This is a genomic window from Streptococcus pseudopneumoniae (assembly GCF_001068775.1).
GTDB lineage: Bacteria > Bacillota > Bacilli > Lactobacillales > Streptococcaceae > Streptococcus > Streptococcus pseudopneumoniae_N.
The window spans coordinates 1-20,820 of record NZ_JWAJ01000070.1 but is presented as its reverse complement, the minus strand read 5'-3'; the positions used below and the strand labels follow the sequence as shown (position 1 = coordinate 20,820).

Sequence of the window (20,820 nt, the reverse complement as noted above, 5' to 3'; positions counted from 1 at the left end):
AGTGCATCTATGATGCTTGCGCACGCAATTAGTATACACCTTTTTGGCTTGGATAGCAAGAAGGATGTTTCTTATATATTTCCTTGAAATTTTCTGAAAAAAGAGTAAACTGGTATGCAGAAAGTCTATTTGTGGAGTTTACAATGAAGTTATATGTTCAGTTAATGATTCTCTTTGTGATTTCTCTAATCGGTGAAGGAATCTCCAGTTTTTTTCATTTGCCAATACCAGGCAGTATCATCGGCTTGATTATTCTGTTTCTAGCCTTGCAGTTCAAGTGGTTGCGCATCCGCCATGTCAATATGGTGGGGAACTTTTTGCTGGCCAACATGACCATCCTCTTTCTACCTCCTGCGGTTGGAATTATGGAAAAGTTTGATGTGATTGCTCCCTATCTTCTGCCGATTGTTTTGATTGTCTTTTTTGCAGCAGTGATTAATATCATCTTGATTGCGCTTGTGGTTCAATTTATCAAAAAACGCTATGAAGGTGACTACGAAGAAAGAGGTGCCAAATGAGCGAATTTGTATCCAATCCCCTATTTGGAATTGCTTTGTCAATCTTAGCCTATCTTGGGGGAATGATGATTTTCAGACGCTATCCTCATCCCTTAACGACTCCCTTGTTGCTGTCAGCTATTTTTATTATCATCTTTCTAAAGGTGACTGGTATTTCCTACCAAGATTACTACCAAGGTGGGGTTTATCTTAATAACTTGATTGTTCCTTCAACAGTGGCTCTAGGAATTCCCCTCTATAAGAGTTTCCACTTGATGAAGCATCATGCTCGCAGTATTCTCTTTGGTAGTCTGCTGGCGGTAGTGGTCAATACCTCCTTCACAGCCCTTGTGGCCAAAATCTTTGGTATGGACTTTTTCCTAGCTATTTCCCTCTTTCCTAAGTCAGTAACAACAGCCATGGCAGTAGGGATTACAGAAAAGTTGCAGGGCTTGACAACTGTGACCCTAGTAGTTGTCGTAGCAACTGGTATTTTAACCAGTGTAATCGGACCAACACTTCTAAAATGGCTAAAAATAGACGATCCAGTAGCTGCTGGACTAGCCCTGGGTGGAACAGGTCACGCCGTTGGAACTGGAACGGCCTTTCGCTATGGACCAGTTGCAGGTGCTATGGGAGGATTAGCTATCGGTGTTACAGGTGTTCTCTATGTATTTGTCAGTCCTATTGTAGCTAATTTGATCTTGAGTTAAAAAAATTAACGGCAAAATTTCGAAATTTTAAAAATTTTTCAAAAAAATACTTGACAATCTACATGAGAAGATATACAATGAAACCAAAGAAAACGGATACAAAATAATTTTTGCTTAACAGTATATGAGATTCTTCTTTTCTATAAAAGAATTATACGTATAATAAATTTTTTAAAATTAAAAAAGGAGGGGAAAGCGATGCTTAATTTGACTGATGTTATCAAAGTTGTAAAAAAAGGTCACCTAGCCTCAGTGCGGCAGCATCCAGATAAATGCCCAGGGCGTTATCGTTAGATTGCCTTGAGTTGCTTATGTAAAAGCGATATTTTATCACTTTACTATTATAATGATGAGGCTGAGGGGTAACCCTCAGCCTTTTTAAAGTGGGAGATAAGTTATGGAAACAATTTATTCTTTTTCTACAAATGATGTAGTTTATTTAAAAAATTTATATACAGGATCTATTTGTGAAATTGATGAGGAACTATTCAAGAAGTTATCTTTAAAAGAATTTCCTTATTTGATAAGTGAGATTGATAAACAAGTGCCCTTTATTCACTCTAAACGAATAGTAGAGGGAGATGAATTATCACTATATATAGTTACAACTATGTCGTGTAACTTGACTTGCTCTTATTGTTTTGAGAATGATAAGGATAGGAAACCGTCCTTAAGTAGTGAGTATGACGGTAAAAAGATTGTGAATTTTATATTAGATGAACTCAATTTTAAGAAGTATAAATCTCTGGATATCTGTTTTACTGGTGGTGAACCATTATATAACTTTCAGTTTATAAGAAATTTATGTGAAACTTTAGATGAGAAACTCCCTATTCCTATTTCGTATACTTTGATTACAAATGGAACGATATTCACAAATAAAATAATGTCTTTTCTTGACTGTCATAATTTCGCTATTCAAGTTTCTTTTGATGGTGATGAGCACTATCATAACCTAGAAAGATGCAATCGATTAGGGAAAGGAACTTATCATAGAATCATAAATAACTTGTCAGTTATGTTGGAAAAGTATAAAAATTTATCCATTCAGGCTAGAGTTAACATATCTAAAAGAAATTATATATCTATCCCGAAATTACTTTTAGATTTAAAAAAGTATACAGAATTTGAAAATTTTAATCTTTATTTTGATTTTGTAGCTGTACCTAACGATTCAATTCTATATATTGATAGTGAAACTAAAAAGAAGATTTGTCTAGATTTATTGCTGTTTTTATCAAAGGAAAATATACCGTATTATCATGATTTAAAAATAGGAGGGTACTGTATGTTCAAAAATCAAGATTCTCTTACAATTCATGCCAACGGTACCTTATATAAATGCTATTCATTAGTAGGGAATGAAAACTATCAGTTGGGAAGTATTGGTCAGGCTACTAACGAATTAACAGGTCTGGGAAGCATGTGCCCATATAAAGATTGTGCTTATTATGAATTTTGTTATGGAGGTTGCCCATTTAATACATTTGTAAATAATGGGAAGATGGAACGTGATTGTCAGTTTGACTATTTAGAGTGGTTTCACAAGATTGTATTTTTAGATGAATTAGGATTATTGACAAAGGAGGATGTTGAAGGGGCTATTCAACATATATCTGTTCATAAAATATATGTGGATAAAAATGTTACTATGGAGGCATGCAGATGAAAAGATTGTTATCCTATAACAATAAAGTGCTATTTCTAAAAAGCTTTATTTTGAATGCCCTTGTTACTATACTAACTGTAGCTATTCCTTATATTAGTAAGTTATTTGTTGACCATATTCTATCTCATAAAGTTCATGCTATGATTGTTTATGGGGTGCTTTATGTAGGAATTTCTCTGTTTATTCAAGTTTTATATTATTTTTGTGATGTGATTCAAGGAGAATCAGAATCGCATGTTTGGCAGAATATTTGCCAAAAAACTGCTGAAAATATCCAGCTCTATGATATGGTAGAGACAGAATTGTCTGAAGCTACCATTACACAAGAATTAGGGCAGACTTATGAGCTGTTAAAACGATTTTTTAACGAATATCCTGTTGCTCTTCTCCTGTACTTGATACGAGCGCTTGTTATTATAGGGATTTTATGGAGTATTTCTCCTACTATTGCTGTGATGATAGGTATTTTGATACCTGTATTTATATTTATTTCACAGAAATATAGTGTACGACTATCTAGGCTTGGATCTGATACAGTGAATTGTATGAAGGATATACGCGATTATCTAGTGGATAGCTATAAACTCATGCCTAGTATGCGATTTTCAGCTCATTCTAGCTTGATTGATTTCTCTCCCTTGGTGAAAAAATATATTTCATGTAAAAATAAGGAAGTGAGAATGACTTCTTTATTTGAAAATTTTCTTTCCTATGCATTTTTGAATTTTATGATTATGATGACGACGATTATATCAGGTTATCAAACTTATAAAGGTTGGATTACGATTGGTGATCTAATGGCTATCCAACTATATATTTCACAATTTTGGACACCTATTGAATACTTCCTTGATGTTTATAAGGAGTATTCAGGAAGTAAGCAAATTATCGAAAATTTTATCAATTTTTTAGAACCTGTTCAGATTTCGTATGAGTCTACTCCAATTTTAGAGATAGTCTTAGAAAAGTATGTTAGCCTGGGGAGAGATGGTGAAGAACTGCATAAGCCATTAACAACTCGTTTAGAAAAAGGGCATATTTATCGTATTGTTGGAGAAAATGGTGTGGGTAAGACGCGATTGATTTTAGCGATAGTAGGCTACAGCATGAATTATCATGGTGAGATTTACTTACCTAATTATAGAAAGAATTCGAATTTTTCGTACTGCCCTGCAGAACCTGTTGCGAGTCGATTTTATAAAAATGAATTGAGTCAAGGTGCATCTATGGGACAACTAAAATTGTTGCAGTTGCAAGAAGCAGTAGCGGTGGAGAAAGATGTTTATATTTTTGATGAGCCAAGTAATTTTTTAGATTCACAAAACAAGAAAAAAGTAGTGCAAATCCTGTCCGACTTGTTATCAAAAGAAAAGTTAGTGATTTTGATTAGTCATGATGATGATTTAGTTGATTTTCCAACAGAAGTTATTACTCTTCAATCATGTGATAGTGAGTAAGGAAAATTAGAACTTTATTGAGTTTAAGAAATATAGTGCATTGACCCTAGAATAGTATGCTATGGATTCTAAAACATTTCTAGAAATTAATTTGACTTTCCTAATCTCTTTGTTCATATCTTATTTTCAATCCACTATAGATTAGCAAGAAGAGACTGGGTAAAAAGTTTTTAAAATCAGAAAAACGCATAATATCGGTGTGCAAAAAGTTGACATTATGCGTTTTATTGTGGGAAGATTTACTTATTTTTTCCTAATACTCTTCGAAAATCTCTTCAAACCACGTCAGCGTCGCCTTACCGTAGGTATGGTTACTGACTTCGTCAGTTCTATCCACAACCTCAAAACACTGTTTTGAGGTTGTGGATAGCTTCCTAGTTTGCTCTTTGATTTTCATTGAGTATTAGGTGAATGACTTGGTCGTAGTGTTTTAAGTCCTCTTCTGTGTAGTGGTGAATGACTTCTATGACTGTTTGAGGTAGGGAGAAGAGCAAGTCACTGATCTTTCTGCTATTTTCCAAGTCAAGATTGGCCTTAATCTCATCGGCTAAGATGAGTTGGCTATCATGATAGAGGGTGCGAGCTCTTATCAAACTATGAGAATGTGGAACTTGCTAAAAAAGTAATTCTTAAACCATACCAAACGCTAGCGATTTATGTAGATTAAGTTCAGAAAGAGCCTTCTTCTAAGGAATAAAAGGGCTCTTTTTTAGCTAGCATTCATTTTTTTGAAAGCGTAACTCAAACTAGTCAGGCGTAGGACTTTATGGTATAATATAGAAGATTCAAAAAGAAACAGGAGAAATGTTATGAACCTTATTTTAGCAATTGTATTGATTCTTTTAGCTTTTCTAGGAGGAGCTCTTGGAGGTATGTACTTGGTGCGCAAGCAAATCGAAAAAGAATTTGCGGATAACCCACGTTTGAACGCAGAAGCAGTTCGTACTCTCTTGAGTGCAAACGGTCAAAAGCCAAGTGAAGCCAAAGTACAACAAGTTTACCACCAAATCATTCGCCAACAAAAAGCAGCCCTTGCTAACAATAAAAAGAAATAAATAGGAAAAGTCTGGGATGAAAGTTCCAGACTTCTCACTATGTTTGACTGATATTTAGAGACAAGACTTTTTCCTTGCATTCTATTGATATTTGATTATGATTAAGAGGGAGACAGTGGGGAACTACCCAGTCTGTCAGCAATTTCAGGAAGAAATGTAATGATAATGAACTATCAATCAGAAAAAAATACTAGAAAGAAGACTGTATGGATAATCGACCAATTGGTTTTTTGGATTCGGGCGTTGGAGGCTTGACTGTTGTACGCGAGCTTATGCGCCAGCTTCCCCATGAAGAAATCGTTTATATTGGAGATTCGGCACGAGCGCCTTACGGGCCCCGTCCTGCTGGGCAGATTCGTGAATATACTTGGCAGCTGGTCAACTTTCTTTTGACCAAGGATGTTAAGATGATTGTCATTGCTTGTAATACTGCGACTGCCGTCGTCTGGGAAGAAATTAAGGCTCAACTAGATATTCCTGTCCTAGGTGTTATTTTGCCAGGAGCTTCAGCAGCCATCAAGTCCAGTCAAGGCGGGAAAATCGGGGTCATTGGAACGCCCATGACTGTAACATCTGACATTTATCGTCAAAAAATCCATGATCTGGATCCAGATTTGCAGGTGGAGAGTTTGGCTTGTCCCAAATTTGCCCCCTTGGTCGAGTCAGGTGCCCTGTCAACCAGTGTGACCAAGAAAGTGGTTTATGAAACCCTGCGTCCCTTGGTTGGAAAGGTGGATAGCCTGATTTTGGGTTGTACTCATTATCCACTCCTCAGATCCATTATTCAAAATGTCATGGGGCCTAAGGTTCAGCTGATCGATAGTGGAGCCGAGTGCGTGCGGGACATCTCAGTCTTGCTCAATTATTTTGAAATCAATCGTAGCCGTGATGCAGGCCCGCTACAACACCGTTTTTACACAACAGCAAATAGCCAAAGTTTTGCCCAGATAGGAGCAGAATGGCTGGAAAAAGAGATTCATGTGGAGCATGTAACATTATGACAAACAAAATTTATGAATACAAGGACGACCAGGACTGGTATGTAGGATCCTACAGTGTTTTTGGTGGCATTCGGACTTTGACGGATGATGACTTAGCGTTTCCTTTGTTTGATTTAGCCAAAATCTTTCGAGATGAGGAGCGAGGATTTCCGCTTTCAGTCACTGTTTTACGATATGGTTCAGCCTATCGCTTACTCTCTTTTGTGGTAGATATTCTTAACCAAGAAGCGGACCGAAACTTAGAAGTCATTCAACGTCAAGGTGCCTTGCTCTTAGTTGAAAATGGCCAACTCTTGCATGTGGAATTGCCTAAAGAAGGAGTCAACGTTCAAGATTTCTTTGAGACAAATAAGGTCAGAGAAACTTTGCTGATTGCGACTCGTAACGAGGGCAAAACCAAGGAATTTCGTGCTATCTTTGACAAACTTGGATATGATGTGGAGAATCTCAATGACTATCCTGACCTGCCTGAAGTAGCAGAAACAGGTATGACCTTTGAAGAAAATGCCCGCCTTAAGGCAGAAACTATTTCTAAATTAACAGGCAAGATGGTTTTAGCTGATGACTCTGGTCTTAAAGTCGATGTCCTCGGTGGATTACCAGGTGTCTGGTCAGCTCGATTTGCAGGAGTAGGGGCTACCGACCAAGAAAATAATGCTAAACTCTTGCACGAATTAGCCATGGTCTTTGAACTCAAGGACCGTTCGGCACAATTCCACACCACCCTGGTCGTAGCTAGCCCAGGTAAGGAAAGCTTGGTGGTCGAAGCTGATTGGCCAGGCTACATTAACTTTGAACCTAAGGGTGAAAATGGTTTTGGCTATGATCCTCTTTTCCTAGTAGGAGAAACAGGCAAGTCATCAGCTGAATTAACCCTTGAAGAAAAAAATAGTCAATCCCACCGTGCCTTAGCCGTTAAGAAACTTTTGGAGGTATTTCCATCATGGCAAAGCAAACCATCATTGTAATGAGTGACTCCCACGGAGATAGCTTGATTGTAGAAGAAATCCGTGACCGCTATCTTGGGAAAGTTGATGCCATTTTTCACGATGGTGACTCGGAACTTCGCCCAGACTCACCACTCTGGGAAGGAATCCAAGTAGTCAGAGGAAACATGGACTTTTATTCAGATTATCCAGAACGCTTGGTGACTCAACTAGGCTCTACCAAGATCATCCAGACCCATGGACATTTGTTTGATATTAACTTTAATTTCCAGAAACTAGATTTCTGGGCTCAGGAAGAAGATGCAGATATCTGTCTTTATGGGCACTTGCATGTTCCAAACGCTTGGATGGAAGGAAAGACCCTCTTTCTAAACCCTGGTTCTATCAGTCAGCCACGTGGGACTATCAGAGAATGCCTCTATGCCCGTGTAGAGATTGATGATAGCTACTTTAAAGTGGACTTTTTGACACGTAACCATGAGGTCTATCCAGGCTTATCCAAGGAGTTTGCTCGATGATTGCCAAGGAGTTTGAACAGTTTTTACTGGAGCAAGAGGAAACCTTTTTAACTCCTGCTGAAAATTTGGCTGTACTCATTGATAGCCACAATGCAGATCATGCAATTCTCCTCCTTAGCCAGATGACCTATACAAGAGTGCCAGTAGTGACTGATGAGAAAGAATTTGTCGGAACCATTGGACTTAGAGACATTCTGGCCTACCAGATGGAGCAGGGCTTGAGTCAGGAAGCTATGGCAGACACGGATATCGTACATATGACCAAGAAGGACGTAGCAGTTGTCAGTCCAGACTATACACTGACGGATGTTTTACATAAGTTAGTGGATGAGTCTTTCCTACCAGTCGTTGACAAGGATGGTATCTTCCAAGGCATTATCACACGGAAATCAATCCTTAAGGCTGTCAATGCTCTCTTGCATGACTTTAGTAAGGAATATGAGATTCGAAGCAAATGAGAGAAGGGATTTCAGCATTTTTAGAGGAAAAGCAGGGCTTATCTGCCAATTCCAAGCAGTCTTATAAGTATGATCTTGAGCAATTTTTAGACATTGTAGGCGAGCGGATTTCTGAGACCAGTCTCAAGATTTATCAAGCCCAACTGTCAAGTTTGAAGATTAGTGCTCAAAAACGTAAGGTTTCTGCTTGTAACCAGTTTCTCTACTTTCTCTATCAAAAAGGGGAACTCAAGACCTTTTATCGCATAGAATTGCTTAAGCAGGCCGAGCAGCAACAAGCAAAACCTGAGCTTTTGGACCTAGAATCCTTTTGGCAGGAAAGCGACTTTCCAGAGGGACGCTTACTGGCGCTCCTCATCTTGGAAATGGGACTCTTGCCAAGCGAGATTTTAACTCTAAAGGTTGCGGATATCAATCTGGATTTTCAAGTTTTGAGAATCAAGAAGGCTTCCCAACAGAGAATTGTAGCTATCCCCACGCGCTTGCTTCCAGAACTGGCTCCCTTGATGGACCAGACCTATATTTTTGAAAAGTCTGGCAAAGCCTACTCGCGTCAGTGGGCCTTTCGTCAGTTAGAAGCCTTTCTAAAAGAAAAAGGTTTTTCAGACTTATCTGCCCAAGGATTGAGAGAACAGTTTATATTAAGACAAATCGAAGAAAAGGTTGACTTGTACGAAATTGCTAAAAAATTAGGATTAAAGACAGTCATGACCTTGGAAAAATATAGATAATGGATATTAAATTAAAAGATTTTGAAGGGCCTTTGGATCTTCTTTTGCACTTGGTTTCAAAGTACCAGATGGATATCTATGATGTGCCGATTACAGAGGTTATCGAGCAATATCTAGCCTATATCTCGACATTACAAGCTATGCGTTTGGAAGTCGCAGGTGAGTACATGGTCATGGCTAGTCAACTCATGCTGATCAAGAGTCGTAAGCTCTTGCCCAAGGTTGCAGAAGTGACAGACCTAGAGGATGACCTGGAGCAGGACCTCCTTTCTCAAATCGAAGAATACCGCAAGTTTAAACTTTTGGGAGAGCAGTTGGAAGTGAAACACCAAGAACGAGCTCAATATTACTCAAAAGCACCTACTGAGTTGATTTATGAGGATGCTGAACTTGTGCATGATAAGACCACAATCGATCTTTTCTTAGCCTTTTCAAACTTGCTTTCCAAGAAAAAAGAAGAATTCTCGCAAAATCATACAACCATTTTACGAGATGAGTATAAGATCGAGGATATGATGATTATCGTCCGAGAAGCCTTGGTTGAAGGTCAACAATTGCGCTTGCAGGATTTGTTTAAAGAAACCAGGAATTTACAAGAGGTCATTACACTCTTTTTAGCGACCTTGGAGTTGATTAAAACCCAAGAAATTCTCTTAATTCAAAAAGAGAGCTTTGGAGATATCTATCTCCTGAAAAAGAAAGACGAAAATCAAGTAGAACAAAGTCAGGCTTGATAGAGAGGAAGTATGAGTACTTTAGCAAAAATAGAAGCGCTCTTGTTTGTAGCGGGTGAAGAGGGGATAAGAATTCGCCAATTGGCTGAACTCCTTTCTTTGCCACCGACTGGGATTCAGCAAAGCTTAGAAAAGTTAGTCCAAAAGTATGAAAAAGACCAGGATTCCAGTTTAGCCTTGATTGAGACAGGTGGTGCCTACAGATTGGTAACCAAGCCTCAATTCGCAGCTATTTTGAAAGAATATTCTAAGGCGCCCATCAACCAGAGTCTATCTCGAGCTGCGCTAGAAACCTTGTCCATCATTGCTTATAAGCAGCCTATCACACGAATAGAAATTGATGCCATCCGTGGGGTCAACTCGAGTGGAGCCTTGGCAAAGTTGCAGGCTTTTGATCTGATAAAGGAAGACGGGAAAAAAGAGGTTTTGGGTCGCCCTAATCTCTATGTAACTACGGATTATTTCCTAGATTACATGGGTATTAATCATCTGGAAGAATTGCCAGTGATAAATGAGCTTGACATTCAAGCACAAGAAAGCCAATTATTTGGTGAAAGGATAGAAGAAGATGAGAATCAATAAATATATTGCCCACGCAGGTGTGGCCAGTAGGAGAAAAGCAGAAGAGTTGATCAAGCAAGGATTGGTGACTGTCAACGGACAGGTAGTGCGTGAACTAGCGACTACTATCAAGTCAGGCGACAAGGTCGAAGTTGAAGGTCAACCAATCTATAACGAAGAAAAGGTCTATTATCTGCTCAATAAACCACGTGGTGTAATTTCCAGTGTAACGGATGACAAGGGCCGCAAGACGGTTGTTGACCTTTTACCCAATGTTAAAGAACGGATTTATCCTGTGGGACGTTTGGACTGGGATACATCTGGAGTCTTGATTTTGACCAACGATGGGGACTTTACAGATGAGATGATTCACCCTCGTAATGAGATTGATAAGGTCTATGTTGCGCGTGTGAAAGGGATTGCCAACAAAGAAAACCTCCGTCCTTTGACTCGAGGCGTTGAAATTGAAGGCAAGAAAACCAAGCCAGCCGTCTACGAAATTCTCAAAGTAGATCCAGTAAAAAACCGTTCGGTTGTCCAGCTAACCATTCATGAAGGACGCAATCACCAGGTTAAAAAGATGTTTGAAGCAGTTGGGCTCCAAGTGGATAAGTTGTCTCGGACACGTTTTGGACATTTAGACTTGACAGGACTTCGTCCAGGAGAAGCACGTCGTCTCAATAAAAAAGAAATCAGCCAGCTACACACCATGGCTGTAACAAATAATAAATAATGAAAAAAATCTTAATTGCGCCAGTGCGCTTTTACCAACGCTTTATCTCGCCAGCTTTTCCACCGTCTTGCAGATTTGAGCCCACTTGTTCAAATTACATGATTCAGGCTATTGAAAAACATGGCCTCAAGGGAGTTTTGATGGGCTTGGCTAGGATATTACGTTGCCATCCTTGGTCTGAAACGGGTAAAGATCCAGTGCCAGATCATTTTTCATTAAAGAGAAATACAATATAAAATTGGCTTCTAATGTATAAAACACAGATAGATTATACTTGGTATTTATCAAGTGCCATCTATCTGTGTTTTTATTTATTATTGATGTTTCTGTTATTTATTCCAAAATGTTTTTGCCTTCTTTAACACGCCAATGATAATCTGATAAAATAATATCTTCAAGGGAGTAACTAGCTTTCCAATCAAGATATTTTTTAGCTTTTGAGGCATCTGCAAGGACGCTAGCGGGGTCACCAGCACGGCGAGCAACAATTTCGTGTGGGATTTTTTGATTCAGTAATTCTTCAGCAGTTTTAAATATTTCTTTGACGGTATAGCCTTTTTCAGTTCCTAAGTTAAAGATTTGAGAAGAACTGTCTTCTTGAAATAGGTAATTCATCCCTTTAACATGAGCCTGTGCAAGGTCCAAGACATGAATGTAATCCCGAATACATGAACCGTCACGTGTATCGTAGTCATCTCCAAATATTTTTAGGCTATCATTTTGTCCCAATGCGGTCTTGTTGATGTTTGGAATGATGTGAGTTGGATTTTTCACACGCAGACCGTTTGAAGCATCCATTTCTGCCCCAGCAACATTGAAATAGCGGAAAATAACATATTTCCAATCGTAGCGATTAGCCATCCAGTAAATCATTCGTTCGCCCATCAGTTTTGTCTCTGCATAAGGGTTGACAGGGTCGAGTAGGGTATCTTCAGTAGCTGGCTTATCAATACAATTATTACCATAGAGAGAAGCAGTCGAAGAGAACATGATTTTTTGAATGCCAACTTCAGATAAGACTTTAAGAACTTGGTTCATCCCAGCAACATTGGCAGTGAAGTATTTGCTTGGGTTTTCAATACTTTCGCTCACAACAATCTCACCTGCACAATGGAGAACAGCGTCAACCTTGTTTTCTTCCAAGTAAGTTTTTAAGGTACTAGCATCATAAACATCTAGTTGTTTAAAGCTAGCACGACTATCCACAGCAGAACGATTTCCTGTAGAGAGATTATCTAGGACATGCACCTGGTAGCCAGCATTTAAAAGAGCTTTAACGGTATGGGAGCCAATGTAGCCAGCCCCACCTGTAACAAGAATTGTTTTAGTCATGATTTTTTCCTTTTTCTAATTTTGTTCTATTTTAAAAAATGTAGAAGAAAAAGTCAAATATTTTTTATAGTTTCATAAAAGTAAAGATGTTGGTGTTATAATTTTTTTATACCTTTCCTCATATACAAGGGAATACTGTTTTACTACTTAGAAAATAAGATATGATTTGTAGAAAGAAGACTAAGATACCAACTTCCCACTACCTTTCTCCTATAAAAAGTGGTAAAATGGTTGAAAGAAAGAAGGGATAGAAATGACAACATTATTTTCTAAAATCAAAGAAGTAACAGAACTTTCCGCTATCTCAGGTCATGAAGCACCTGTACGTGCTTATCTTCGTGAAAAAATTACCCCTCACGTGGATGAAGTTGTGACTGATGGCTTGGGTGGTATTTTTGGGGTTAAACACTCAGAAGTTGAAAATGCACCTCGTGTTTTGGTAGCCTCTCACATGGATGAAGTTGGTTTTATGGTAAGTGAAATCAAGCCAGACGGGACCTTCCGAGTAGTCAGCATTGGTGGTTGGAACCCTATGGTTGTTAGCAGCCAGCGTTTTAAACTCTTTACGCGCCAAGGACGTGAAATTCCAGTCATCTCAGGTTCAGTACCTCCACATTTGACTCGAGGCACAGGTGGCCCAACCATGCCAGCTATTTCAGATATCGTTTTTGACGGTGGTTTTGCAGATAAGGCTGAGGCTGAAAGCTTTGGTATCCGTCCTGGAGATACTATCGTTCCAGATAGTAGCGCAATCCTAACTGCTAATAAAAAAAATATCATCTCAAAAGCATGGGATAACCGTTATGGAGTTCTCATGGTTAGCGAGTTGGCAGAAAACTTGTCAGGTCAAAAACTGGGAAATGAACTTTACCTAGGTGCTAACGTCCAAGAGGAAGTTGGACTTCGTGGTGCCCATGCATCTACAACAAAATTTGATCCAGAAGTATTCCTTGCGGTGGATTGCTCACCAGCAGGTGATGTTTATGGTGGTCAAGGTAAGATTGGTGATGGAACCTTGATTCGTTTCTACGATCCAGGTCACTTGCTTCTCCCAGGCATGAAAGATTTCCTTTTGACAACTGCTGAAGAAGCTGGTATCAAGTACCAATACTACTGTGGAAAAGGTGGAACTGACGCAGGTGCAGCTCATCTGAAAAATGGTGGAGTACCATCAACAACAATCGGTGTTTGTGCTCGTTATATCCACTCTCACCAAACCCTTTACGCTATGGATGACTTCCTAGAAGCCCAAGCTTTTCTACAAGCCTTGGTGAAAAAATTGGATCGCTCAACTGTAGATTTGATTAAGAACTATTAAATTTAAAAATGGAGGTGTGTAGGATGGAAGAAGCCAACCTAGAAACCTTGGTACGGGATCTTTACAATAATGCCCGTCAAAACTTGAGTGAAGATTTAGTGGCTGCACTCCTAGAAACTGCTAAGCAGTTGCCCAGCACCAATGAGCGCTTGCTTGCAGTCCGACTTTCAGGGCTAGTCACACTTGAACTCCTCAAGAATCCTAGAACACCAGCGCCAGAGTTAGTTAATCTGGCCCGCTATATCAAAAAGGAAGAAGCAAGGTACAAGGGTGCAGCTGCCTCTTCCTTTATGATTGGAGAGCTATTTAAAATGCTTTGATTCGAGAGAATCAAAGCATTTTTTTATATTAAATTTGTTCAGCCAAAACCTTTTCAGCAAGGTTCATAGCGTGGTCTGACACACGAGTATAGTGTGAAATGATGTCGATAAAGTTGACACCTGCTTGGGTAGAACATTCACCGTTGTTAAGGCGTTTGATGTGTGTCTTACGAAGGACGCGTTCCATCTTGTTGATGGCTTCATGGCGTTCAATAAGAGCTTGAGCTTTTTCAAGGTCATTGTTTTCAACACTTTCAAGAGCATCTTTAACGAAATCGCTTGTTTGACGGTAAATCTCTTCCAACTCTTCTAGTGCTGAGTTAGAGAATTGAACATTCTTGCGTTGCAAGTAGTCGTTAAGATTAATCAAAGCTTCAGCGTGGTCACCGATACGTTCCAAGTCTCGAGAAGAGTCAAGGATGTTGGTTAAGACTTCACTCTCTTTTTGGCTCAATGCTTCACTAGATAGACTAATGAGGTAACGTGTTAATTTCTCGTCGATTGTGTTGATAGCTTCTTCGGTCTTGTGTCCTTTTTCTGCGACTTTTTCATTAGAATTGATAATGTAGTCGTAAGAAAGATCGAATGCTTTAACAGCATAGTTTCCTAGGTGCAAGAGTTCTTTCTTGGCATTTCCTAGGGCGATAGAAGGAGCTTGCTTGATGAGTTGTTCATCCAGGTAAAGAGGTTCGTATTTAACAACTTCGTCTTCACCAGGGATTAGCTTAGTAACAAAGTAAGCCAAAGCACCGATGAATGGGAATTGTACAATGGTGTTACTTACGTTAAAGGCACCGTGTGAGAAGGCAATAGTCATCTCAGGTGAGAGGTGAAGTAGTGCCTGGAAGTACTCGATCATCGAAGTGAATGGGCCTAACAAGATTAAGCAGAGGATGGTTCCTAAAACGTTAAAGGTAACGTGTGTTGCTGCAACTCGCTTAGCAGAGATGTTTGCTCCGGCTGCTGCGATGATAACTGTTAAGGTTGTACCGATATTATCTCCGAATAGGACTGGTAGTGCCCCTTTGAGGTCGAGGAATCCACCTGCATAAAGACCTTGTAGGATCCCGATGGTTGCAGAAGAAGCCTGAATCAGAACGGTAATAACTGCACCAGCCACAACTCCCAAGATAGGATTTTGACCCAAGGTAACCATGTATTCCTTGAACTGAGGCAAGTCTTTAAGAGGGCTCATCCCAGCACTAATGAGGTTGAGGGCATAGAAGATACCACCCACACCAAAAAGGATACGTCCAATATTATTTGCAGTACGGTTTTTTGTAAAGAATAAGAACATGGTTCCAAGGAAAATCAAGGGTAGGGCATACTCGCCAAGTTTGAAACCGATGATGAAGGACGTTACGGTCGTTCCAATATTGGCTCCCATGATAATCCCGATGGCCTGTCTAAGGGTGAGGAGACTAGCACTGACTAGTCCAACCGTAATAACCGTTACACCTGTACTTGACTGGATTAGGGCAGTGACGACAATTCCCACTAAAACCCCTAAGAAGGGATTACTTGTGTACTTGTCAATGTAATATCGAAGGCGGTCTCCAGCAGCTTGTTGCAAACCGTCTCCCATGGTCTTGATACTATATAAAAATAGACCCAGACCACCTAAAAAGTGAAAAATAATTTCCTGCCAATTAATGGACATTTTCTTTTTCCTCCGAAAAATAATCGCGGAATTTCTCCCATTCTATTTTAAAGGATAAAAGTAAATCTAACAAGTAGTAAATGCTCTTTTTTTGAGAAAAATGTTGATTTTATTTGAAAAATAGCAGATGATTGTCTAATTTATATTAATTCTTCACTTCTTTATAGTTCTTGAAGGGCTAGTGTTGACTCTTTTTCTAAATATCGTAAAATAAAAATGACCTGTTCTGTATATTTTTGGAACAGCTACTTTTTTAAATCAAAAATAAAGCGCTTACTTTTTATGGAAAGTCAAAGGAGAAAAAGATGAAGAATCCATTTTTTGAAAAACATTGTCGCTATAGTATTCGGAAATTGTCAGTGGGTGCCTGCTCATTGATGATTGGTTCAGTTCTATTTGCAGGCCCAGCTTTGGCTGAAGAGTCTGTCGTTCCAGAAAATGGGACAACAACTACAGCAGTAGCTTCAGAGCAACCGTCAACCACTACTCCAGCAGAAGCAACCACACCAGCACCAGAAGTATTGAAAGAGCTGGAAGCGACGGAAGATAAGACAAGCGAGCAGCCTGTTTCAGAAGAGAAACCAAGTTTGGATCAATTGACTGCAGCTGATAGGGAAGCAACTAGCCCAGCAACTGAAACTCCTAAGGTTGAAGAAACGCCTGCTACTACAGAAAATAAGCCAGAAGAAAAAGCTACTGTCGCTGACGTTCCTAAGAAAGAAGAAAAAAGTCTTCGACCAAAAGAAATTAAGTTTGACACATGGGAAGATTTGTTGAAATGGGAACCAGGTGCTCGCGAAGACGATGCTATTAACCGCTCTTCAGTAGAACTAGCCAAGCGCTATCGTGGACATGTAGTTAACGAAAAAGCTAATAAGGACGCTAAGGTTGAAGCTCTTGCTAACACTAACTCTAAGGCTAAAGACCACGCTTCTGTAGGTGGTGAAGAGTTTAAAGCCTACGCTTTTGACTACTGGCAGTACTTGAATTCCATGGTCTTTTGGGAAGGGCTAGTCCCAACTCCAGACGTGATTGATGCTGGTCACCGTAATGGTGTTCCTGTATTGGGTACACTCTTCTTCAACTGGTCAAATAGCATTGCAGACCAAGAAAAATTTGCTTCAGCTCTACAACAAGACGAAGACGGAACTTTCCCTATCGCTCGTAAGTTGGTTGATTTGGCTAAATACTATGGCTTTGATGGATATTTTATCAACCAAGAAACAACAGGAGATATCGTAACGCCTCTTGGTAAGAAAATGCGTGACTTCATGCTTTATACCAAGGAGTACGCAGCTCAAGTCAATCATCCAGTCAAGTATTCTTGGTACGATGCCATGACCTATGAATATGGTCGTTATCACGAAGACGGACTTGGTGAATACAACTACCCATTCATGGAAAAAGAGGGGGACAAGGTTCCTGCAGATCACTTCTTTGCCAACTTTAACTGGACCAAAGAGAAAAATGATTACTCTGTAACTATGGCAAAATGGCTTGGACGTAGTAGTATGATGTTTTTGCAGGTTTGGAATTGCAACAAGGTGGTTCCTACAAGACAAAAGTGAAATGGGATGCCCTTCTAGATGAAAATGGCAAGCTCCGATTATCACTTGGCCTCTTTGCACCTGATACTATTACCAGTCTTGGTAAGACAGGCGAAGACTATCATAAGAATGAAAACATCTTCTTTGCAGGTTATCAAGGAGATCCAACTGGTCAAAAACCAGAGGACAAGGACTGGTACGGGATTGCCAACCTCGTAGCTGACCGCACACCAGCAGTTGGACGTAGCTTCACAACATCCTTTAACACTGGACATGGTAAAAAATGGTTTGTAGATGGTAAAGTTTCCAAGGATTCTGAATGGAACTATCGTTCTGTATCAGGTATCTTGCCTACATGGCGCTGGTGGCAAACATCATCAGCTGCTAAACTCCAAGCTGACTATGACTTTGAAGATGCCTACAATGGAGGAAATTCACTCAAGTTTGCGGGTGATTTAGCTGAAAATACCAACCAAGATGTTCGTCTCTACTCTACAAAACTGGAAGTAACAGATAAAACGAAACTCCGTGTCGCCCATAAAGGCGGTAAGGGAAGCAAGGTCTATGTAGAATTTGCGACTCAGAAAAACTATACTTATGGTGGCGAGAATGCTCGTAAAGAGCTGACTCTATCTGACGATTGGACAAAAGACGAATTTGACTTGAGTACCTTGGCAGGTCAGACCATTTACGGTATCAAACTTACTTTTGAAAATACTGCTGCTCTTAAGGATTACCAATTTAACTTGGGTGAGTTGACAGTGTCAGATAATCAAGAGGCACCTCAAGCACCAACTGCTCTTAAAGTAGCTAAACAATCTCTGAAAAATGCTCAAGAAGCGGAAGCCATTGTTCAATTTACAGGTAACAAGGATGCTGACTTCTATGAAGTTTATGAGAAGGATGGCGATACTTGGCATCTATTGACAGGCTCGTCTGCCACTACGATCTACCTACCAAAAGTTAGCCGTTCAGCTAGTGCAACTGGTACTAGTCAAGAGTTGAAGGTTGTCGCAGTTGGGAAGAATGGACTTCGCTCTGAAGCAGCAACTACAAACTTTGAGTGGGGAATGACTGTCCAAGATACAAGCCTTCCAAGACCATTAGCAACAAACATCGTTCCAGGAGCGACTGTTATCGGAAGTACCTTCCCAAATACAGAAGGTGGAGAAGGCGTCGAAGGAATGTTGAATGGTACCATCACCAGCCTATCTGACAAATGGTCTTCTGCTCAGTTGAGTGGTAGCGTTGATATCCGTTTGACACAACCACGCCGTGTTGTTAGATGGGTCATGGACCACGCAGGAGCTGGTGGAGAGTCTGTTAATGATGGCTTGATGAACACCAAAGACTTTGACCTTTACTACAAAGATGAAGCAGGCGAATGGAAACTAGCTAAAGCTGTTCGTGGCAATAAAGCCCATGTTTCAGATATCACCCTTGATAGCCCAATCACTGCGCAAGACTGGCGCTTGAACGTCATCATGTCTGACAATGGAACACCGTGGAAAGCCATTCGTATCTACAACTGGAAGATGTATGAAACTCTTGATACGGAGAGCCAAAACATTCCAATGAGTAAAGTTGCAGCGCGTGTTCTAACTGATAATAAGGTTCAACTAGGATTCTCAGAAGTTCCTGCTGGGGCAACCATCAAAGTCTATGACAAGGCAGATTCACAAACTCCAATCGCTACCTTAAATACAGCAGTTGGAGGGGATCTAGCGACAAATCCATTGAGCTTTGAAAAACGTCCAAGTCTTCTTTACTACCGAACACAATTGCCAGGGAAAGAAATCAGTAATACTCTTGCTGTAACAATTCCTCAGGATGAAAGAAAGATTAAGGCTGTCAGTCTAGAAGCAGCACCTAAAAAGACAACTTATCAAGGTGGTGAGGAATTGAATCTTAAAGGTGGTCTTCTCCGTGTCAAATACGAAGGTGAAGAAGCAGATGAAGTCATCAACCTTAGTCATGCTGGTGTTGTAGTCAACGGCTACGATGCTCACCATCATGGCGAACAAGAGTTAACAGTAACCTATCTTGGTCTTCCAGTTGCAGGAAGCTTCAAGGTTCAAGTGACAGGTGAAGAAGCTGGTCCAAAAGAAGTCGCAACCCTGTATATTAGTAAACAACCGAAGATTGATTACTTTGTAGGCGATGCTCTTGACTTATCAGAAGGACGCTTCAAGGTCTTGTATGACGATGAAACTGAGACAGAACATAGCTTTACAGACCAAGGAGTCGAAATTACAGGTTATGATTCTCAAAAAACAGGCCGTCAAAAACTTCAGTTGCACTATCAAGGACAAACTGTCGACTTTGATGTTCTAGTATCACCTAAGGCAGCCATTAACGACGAATATCTGAAACAAGAAATCACATCTGCTCAAGGACGCAAAGAAACATTAGCTTATATATTTGCGGATGCAGCAAAACAAGCAGCTCTTGCTGAGAAGATTGATGCAGCAAAAGCGATTTTAGAAAACCACGATGCTAGTCAAGAAGCAGTCAACCAAGCCCTGAACGATTTAAAACAAGCAGGTGCAGCCTTGGATGGAAATAAACGTTATCAAACTGCTAGAGAAGAATTGGAAAGCTTGCTCGAATCTGTCCTTGAAAAAGATCCTCAATCTGAGTTGATTGCGCAAGCTGAGACTTTATTATCTTCACAAATGCCAATTCCAGAAGCCTTTGCGGACATGAAAGAAAAGCTGAATAAGAAACTAGCTCCTGCAGAAGAAAGCCACCATGTGGGTAGCTTAGAAGAAGGAGAAACTGCGCCAACAGTTGAAGCTCTACCTGAGCTAGTGATTGAAACAGAAACTCAAATCTTCGAACGCTAAGAACGTCCAGCAGGAGACCTCTTGTTGGGTGAACGTCGTATTGTTCAGGTAGGTGTAGAAGGGCAGACTCGTCGTCTGATTGAAGTAGATGCCAAAGGTAACCGTACTCTTCTTAAAACAGAAGTAGTCAAGGAAGCAGTTGCAGAAATCACTGAAGTTGGTACCAAGGTAGAAAGCCGTGTTCAACCGCTAGACGGTCCAAAAGTCTTAGAAGTTAAGAAACCAAGCTTGGTTGTGGAAAAAGAAGTTCTTGCATATGGACATGAAGAAAGAGTAAATCCTAGCCTCCCAGTAGGAGAACGACGCTTGGTTCAAGTAGGAGTTGCAGGTCTTCGTAGAAACCTTGTAGAGATTGATTCTGAAGGACATCGCAGTCTTAAGGGGACGGAAGTTCTCAAGGAAGCCGTAACTGAGATTGTTGAAGTTGGTACAAAAGTGGATGTTCAAGCTGACAAACCTCTTGCACCTGCTCCAGTAGCACAAGTAGCTAAGCAGGAGCCAGCAAAAGCAGAAGCAAAAGCTGACAAACCTGAAGGAAAACAACTTCCAAGTACAGGTGAAGGAGTAGATGCAAATCTAGTAGCTCTTGGCTTAGCTGGAGTTTTAAGTGGTTTTGGTTTGCTAGCTCAAAAGAAAAAAGAAGATTAAGTTAATATAGTAAATTGAACCTAAAACAGTACATAATGTGGTATAATCTTCTTATGGCATATTCAATAGATTTTC

The 20,820-nt window shown here is 40.0% G+C and carries 18 protein-coding genes and 2 pseudogenes; 17 read left to right on the top strand and 3 right to left on the bottom strand.

The window, feature by feature from the left end; genetic code table 11:
* Positions 1–143: 143 nt before the first annotated feature.
* The 4 genes from ADF68_RS02520 to ADF68_RS02505 all read left to right on the top strand — a co-directional run bounded on the left by ADF68_RS02520 (position 144) and on the right by ADF68_RS02505 (position 4,336).
* Positions 144–518, top strand: a complete 375-nt coding sequence (locus ADF68_RS02520; RefSeq protein WP_000781321.1) for a CidA/LrgA family protein — start codon at positions 144–146, stop codon at positions 516–518.
* The gene (locus ADF68_RS02515; protein WP_049548510.1) at positions 515–1,210 is read left to right on the top strand and encodes an LrgB family protein; all 696 of its coding nucleotides are present in this window, start codon (positions 515–517) and stop codon (positions 1,208–1,210) included. Before ADF68_RS02520 ends, ADF68_RS02515 begins: the two co-directional genes overlap by 4 nt.
* Positions 1,211–1,607: 397 nt before the next feature.
* Positions 1,608–2,879 carry a radical SAM/SPASM domain-containing protein gene (locus tag ADF68_RS02510; RefSeq protein ID WP_239665526.1) on the top strand — a complete coding sequence of 424 codons (1,272 nt, stop codon included), beginning with the start codon at positions 1,608–1,610 and terminating at the stop codon, positions 2,877–2,879.
* The gene (locus ADF68_RS02505) at positions 2,876–4,336 is read left to right on the top strand and encodes an ABC transporter ATP-binding protein (RefSeq protein ID WP_049548509.1); all 1,461 of its coding nucleotides are present in this window, start codon (positions 2,876–2,878) and stop codon (positions 4,334–4,336) included. Before ADF68_RS02510 ends, ADF68_RS02505 begins: the two co-directional genes overlap by 4 nt.
* Before the next feature lie 374 nt (positions 4,337–4,710).
* On the opposite strand, the pseudogene ADF68_RS10350 reads toward ADF68_RS02505, so the two are convergent.
* Positions 4,711–4,920: pseudogene (locus tag ADF68_RS10350) on the bottom strand (ABC transporter ATP-binding protein); the annotation flags it as partial.
* Between the two features lie 225 nt (positions 4,921–5,145).
* Between ADF68_RS10350 and ADF68_RS02495 the strand changes: the two are divergent.
* The 10 genes from ADF68_RS02495 (at position 5,146) to yidD (ending at position 11,310) form a co-directional block, all read left to right on the top strand.
* Positions 5,146–5,391, top strand: a complete 246-nt coding sequence (locus ADF68_RS02495) for a YneF family protein (protein WP_001048970.1) — start codon at positions 5,146–5,148, stop codon at positions 5,389–5,391.
* A gap of 206 nt (positions 5,392–5,597) precedes the next feature.
* Positions 5,598–6,392, top strand: a complete 795-nt coding sequence (racE, locus tag ADF68_RS02490; RefSeq protein ID WP_049548507.1) for a glutamate racemase — start codon at positions 5,598–5,600, stop codon at positions 6,390–6,392.
* The gene (locus ADF68_RS02485) at positions 6,389–7,360 is read left to right on the top strand and encodes a nucleoside-triphosphate diphosphatase (RefSeq protein ID WP_049548506.1); all 972 of its coding nucleotides are present in this window, start codon (positions 6,389–6,391) and stop codon (positions 7,358–7,360) included. Before racE ends, ADF68_RS02485 begins: the two co-directional genes overlap by 4 nt.
* Positions 7,336–7,857, top strand: coding sequence for a metallophosphoesterase (locus ADF68_RS02480; RefSeq protein WP_049548505.1), 522 nt, complete (start codon positions 7,336–7,338; stop codon positions 7,855–7,857). Before ADF68_RS02485 ends, ADF68_RS02480 begins: the two co-directional genes overlap by 25 nt.
* A complete protein-coding gene (gene cbpB, locus ADF68_RS02475; RefSeq protein ID WP_049527719.1) occupies positions 7,854–8,315 on the top strand; it encodes a cyclic-di-AMP-binding protein CbpB in 462 nt (153 codons plus the stop codon). Before ADF68_RS02480 ends, cbpB begins: the two co-directional genes overlap by 4 nt.
* Positions 8,312–9,046, top strand: a complete 735-nt coding sequence (xerD, locus tag ADF68_RS02470; protein WP_049548504.1) for a site-specific tyrosine recombinase XerD — start codon at positions 8,312–8,314, stop codon at positions 9,044–9,046. Before cbpB ends, xerD begins: the two co-directional genes overlap by 4 nt.
* A complete protein-coding gene (locus tag ADF68_RS02465) occupies positions 9,046–9,780 on the top strand; it encodes a segregation/condensation protein A (RefSeq protein WP_049548503.1) in 735 nt (244 codons plus the stop codon). Before xerD ends, ADF68_RS02465 begins: the two co-directional genes overlap by 1 nt.
* Before the next feature lie 12 nt (positions 9,781–9,792).
* On the top strand, positions 9,793–10,362 hold the full coding sequence (scpB, locus tag ADF68_RS02460) for an SMC-Scp complex subunit ScpB (RefSeq protein ID WP_049548502.1): 570 nt from the start codon (positions 9,793–9,795) through the stop codon (positions 10,360–10,362).
* Positions 10,349–11,074 carry a pseudouridine synthase gene (locus ADF68_RS02455; RefSeq protein ID WP_049503236.1) on the top strand — a complete coding sequence of 242 codons (726 nt, stop codon included), beginning with the start codon at positions 10,349–10,351 and terminating at the stop codon, positions 11,072–11,074. The genes scpB and ADF68_RS02455 overlap by 14 nt, the downstream gene beginning before the upstream one ends.
* The gene (gene yidD / locus ADF68_RS02450; protein WP_049548501.1) at positions 11,074–11,310 is read left to right on the top strand and encodes a membrane protein insertion efficiency factor YidD; all 237 of its coding nucleotides are present in this window, start codon (positions 11,074–11,076) and stop codon (positions 11,308–11,310) included. Before ADF68_RS02455 ends, yidD begins: the two co-directional genes overlap by 1 nt.
* A gap of 97 nt (positions 11,311–11,407) precedes the next feature.
* Here the strand turns inward: yidD and galE are convergent, their stop codons facing one another.
* Positions 11,408–12,406, bottom strand: a complete 999-nt coding sequence (galE, locus tag ADF68_RS02445) for a UDP-glucose 4-epimerase GalE (RefSeq protein ID WP_065426684.1) — start codon at positions 12,404–12,406, stop codon at positions 11,408–11,410.
* Between the two features lie 253 nt (positions 12,407–12,659).
* On the opposite strand from galE, the gene pepA reads away from it, so the two are divergent.
* Positions 12,660–13,724, top strand: coding sequence for a glutamyl aminopeptidase (pepA, locus tag ADF68_RS02440; protein WP_049548500.1), 1,065 nt, complete (start codon positions 12,660–12,662; stop codon positions 13,722–13,724).
* Positions 13,725–13,747: 23 nt separating this feature from the next.
* Complete coding sequence (locus ADF68_RS02435) at positions 13,748–14,044, top strand: enterocin immunity protein (RefSeq protein WP_049548499.1); 297 nt, start codon at positions 13,748–13,750, stop codon at positions 14,042–14,044.
* Between the two features lie 28 nt (positions 14,045–14,072).
* Here ADF68_RS02435 and ADF68_RS02430 read toward each other — a convergent pair whose 3' ends face one another.
* Complete coding sequence (locus ADF68_RS02430) at positions 14,073–15,704, bottom strand: Na/Pi cotransporter family protein (RefSeq protein WP_049527702.1); 1,632 nt, start codon at positions 15,702–15,704, stop codon at positions 14,073–14,075.
* A gap of 305 nt (positions 15,705–16,009) precedes the next feature.
* Between ADF68_RS02430 and ADF68_RS11680 the strand changes: the two are divergent.
* A pseudogene (locus ADF68_RS11680) lies at positions 16,010–20,745 on the top strand (endo-beta-N-acetylglucosaminidase).
* The last annotated feature ends 75 nt before the right edge of the window (positions 20,746–20,820 follow it).

What these genes read in the sequence shown, in the direction of transcription:
- racE (WP_049548507.1), top strand. Translation starts at nt 5,598, where the DNA reads ATGGATAATCGACCAATTGGTTTTTTGGATTCGGGCGTTGGAGGCTTG.
- ADF68_RS02485 (WP_049548506.1), top strand. Translation starts at nt 6,389, where the DNA reads ATGACAAACAAAATTTATGAATACAAGGACGACCAGGACTGGTATGTA.
- ADF68_RS02430 (WP_049527702.1), bottom strand. Translation starts at nt 15,704, where the DNA reads ATGTCCATTAATTGGCAGGAAATTATTTTTCACTTTTTAGGTGGTCTG.
- cbpB (WP_049527719.1), top strand. Translation starts at nt 7,854, where the DNA reads ATGATTGCCAAGGAGTTTGAACAGTTTTTACTGGAGCAAGAGGAAACC.
- galE (WP_065426684.1), bottom strand. Translation starts at nt 12,406, where the DNA reads ATGACTAAAACAATTCTTGTTACAGGTGGGGCTGGCTACATTGGCTCC.
- ADF68_RS02465 (WP_049548503.1), top strand. Translation starts at nt 9,046, where the DNA reads ATGGATATTAAATTAAAAGATTTTGAAGGGCCTTTGGATCTTCTTTTG.
- ADF68_RS02515 (WP_049548510.1), top strand. Translation starts at nt 515, where the DNA reads ATGAGCGAATTTGTATCCAATCCCCTATTTGGAATTGCTTTGTCAATC.
- ADF68_RS02510 (WP_239665526.1), top strand. Translation starts at nt 1,608, where the DNA reads ATGGAAACAATTTATTCTTTTTCTACAAATGATGTAGTTTATTTAAAA.
- ADF68_RS02505 (WP_049548509.1), top strand. Translation starts at nt 2,876, where the DNA reads ATGAAAAGATTGTTATCCTATAACAATAAAGTGCTATTTCTAAAAAGC.
- ADF68_RS02455 (WP_049503236.1), top strand. Translation starts at nt 10,349, where the DNA reads ATGAGAATCAATAAATATATTGCCCACGCAGGTGTGGCCAGTAGGAGA.
- scpB (WP_049548502.1), top strand. Translation starts at nt 9,793, where the DNA reads ATGAGTACTTTAGCAAAAATAGAAGCGCTCTTGTTTGTAGCGGGTGAA.
- ADF68_RS02435 (WP_049548499.1), top strand. Translation starts at nt 13,748, where the DNA reads ATGGAAGAAGCCAACCTAGAAACCTTGGTACGGGATCTTTACAATAAT.
- yidD (WP_049548501.1), top strand. Translation starts at nt 11,074, where the DNA reads ATGAAAAAAATCTTAATTGCGCCAGTGCGCTTTTACCAACGCTTTATC.
- ADF68_RS02480 (WP_049548505.1), top strand. Translation starts at nt 7,336, where the DNA reads ATGGCAAAGCAAACCATCATTGTAATGAGTGACTCCCACGGAGATAGC.
- ADF68_RS02495 (WP_001048970.1), top strand. Translation starts at nt 5,146, where the DNA reads ATGAACCTTATTTTAGCAATTGTATTGATTCTTTTAGCTTTTCTAGGA.
- ADF68_RS02520 (WP_000781321.1), top strand. Translation starts at nt 144, where the DNA reads ATGAAGTTATATGTTCAGTTAATGATTCTCTTTGTGATTTCTCTAATC.
- pepA (WP_049548500.1), top strand. Translation starts at nt 12,660, where the DNA reads ATGACAACATTATTTTCTAAAATCAAAGAAGTAACAGAACTTTCCGCT.
- xerD (WP_049548504.1), top strand. Translation starts at nt 8,312, where the DNA reads ATGAGAGAAGGGATTTCAGCATTTTTAGAGGAAAAGCAGGGCTTATCT.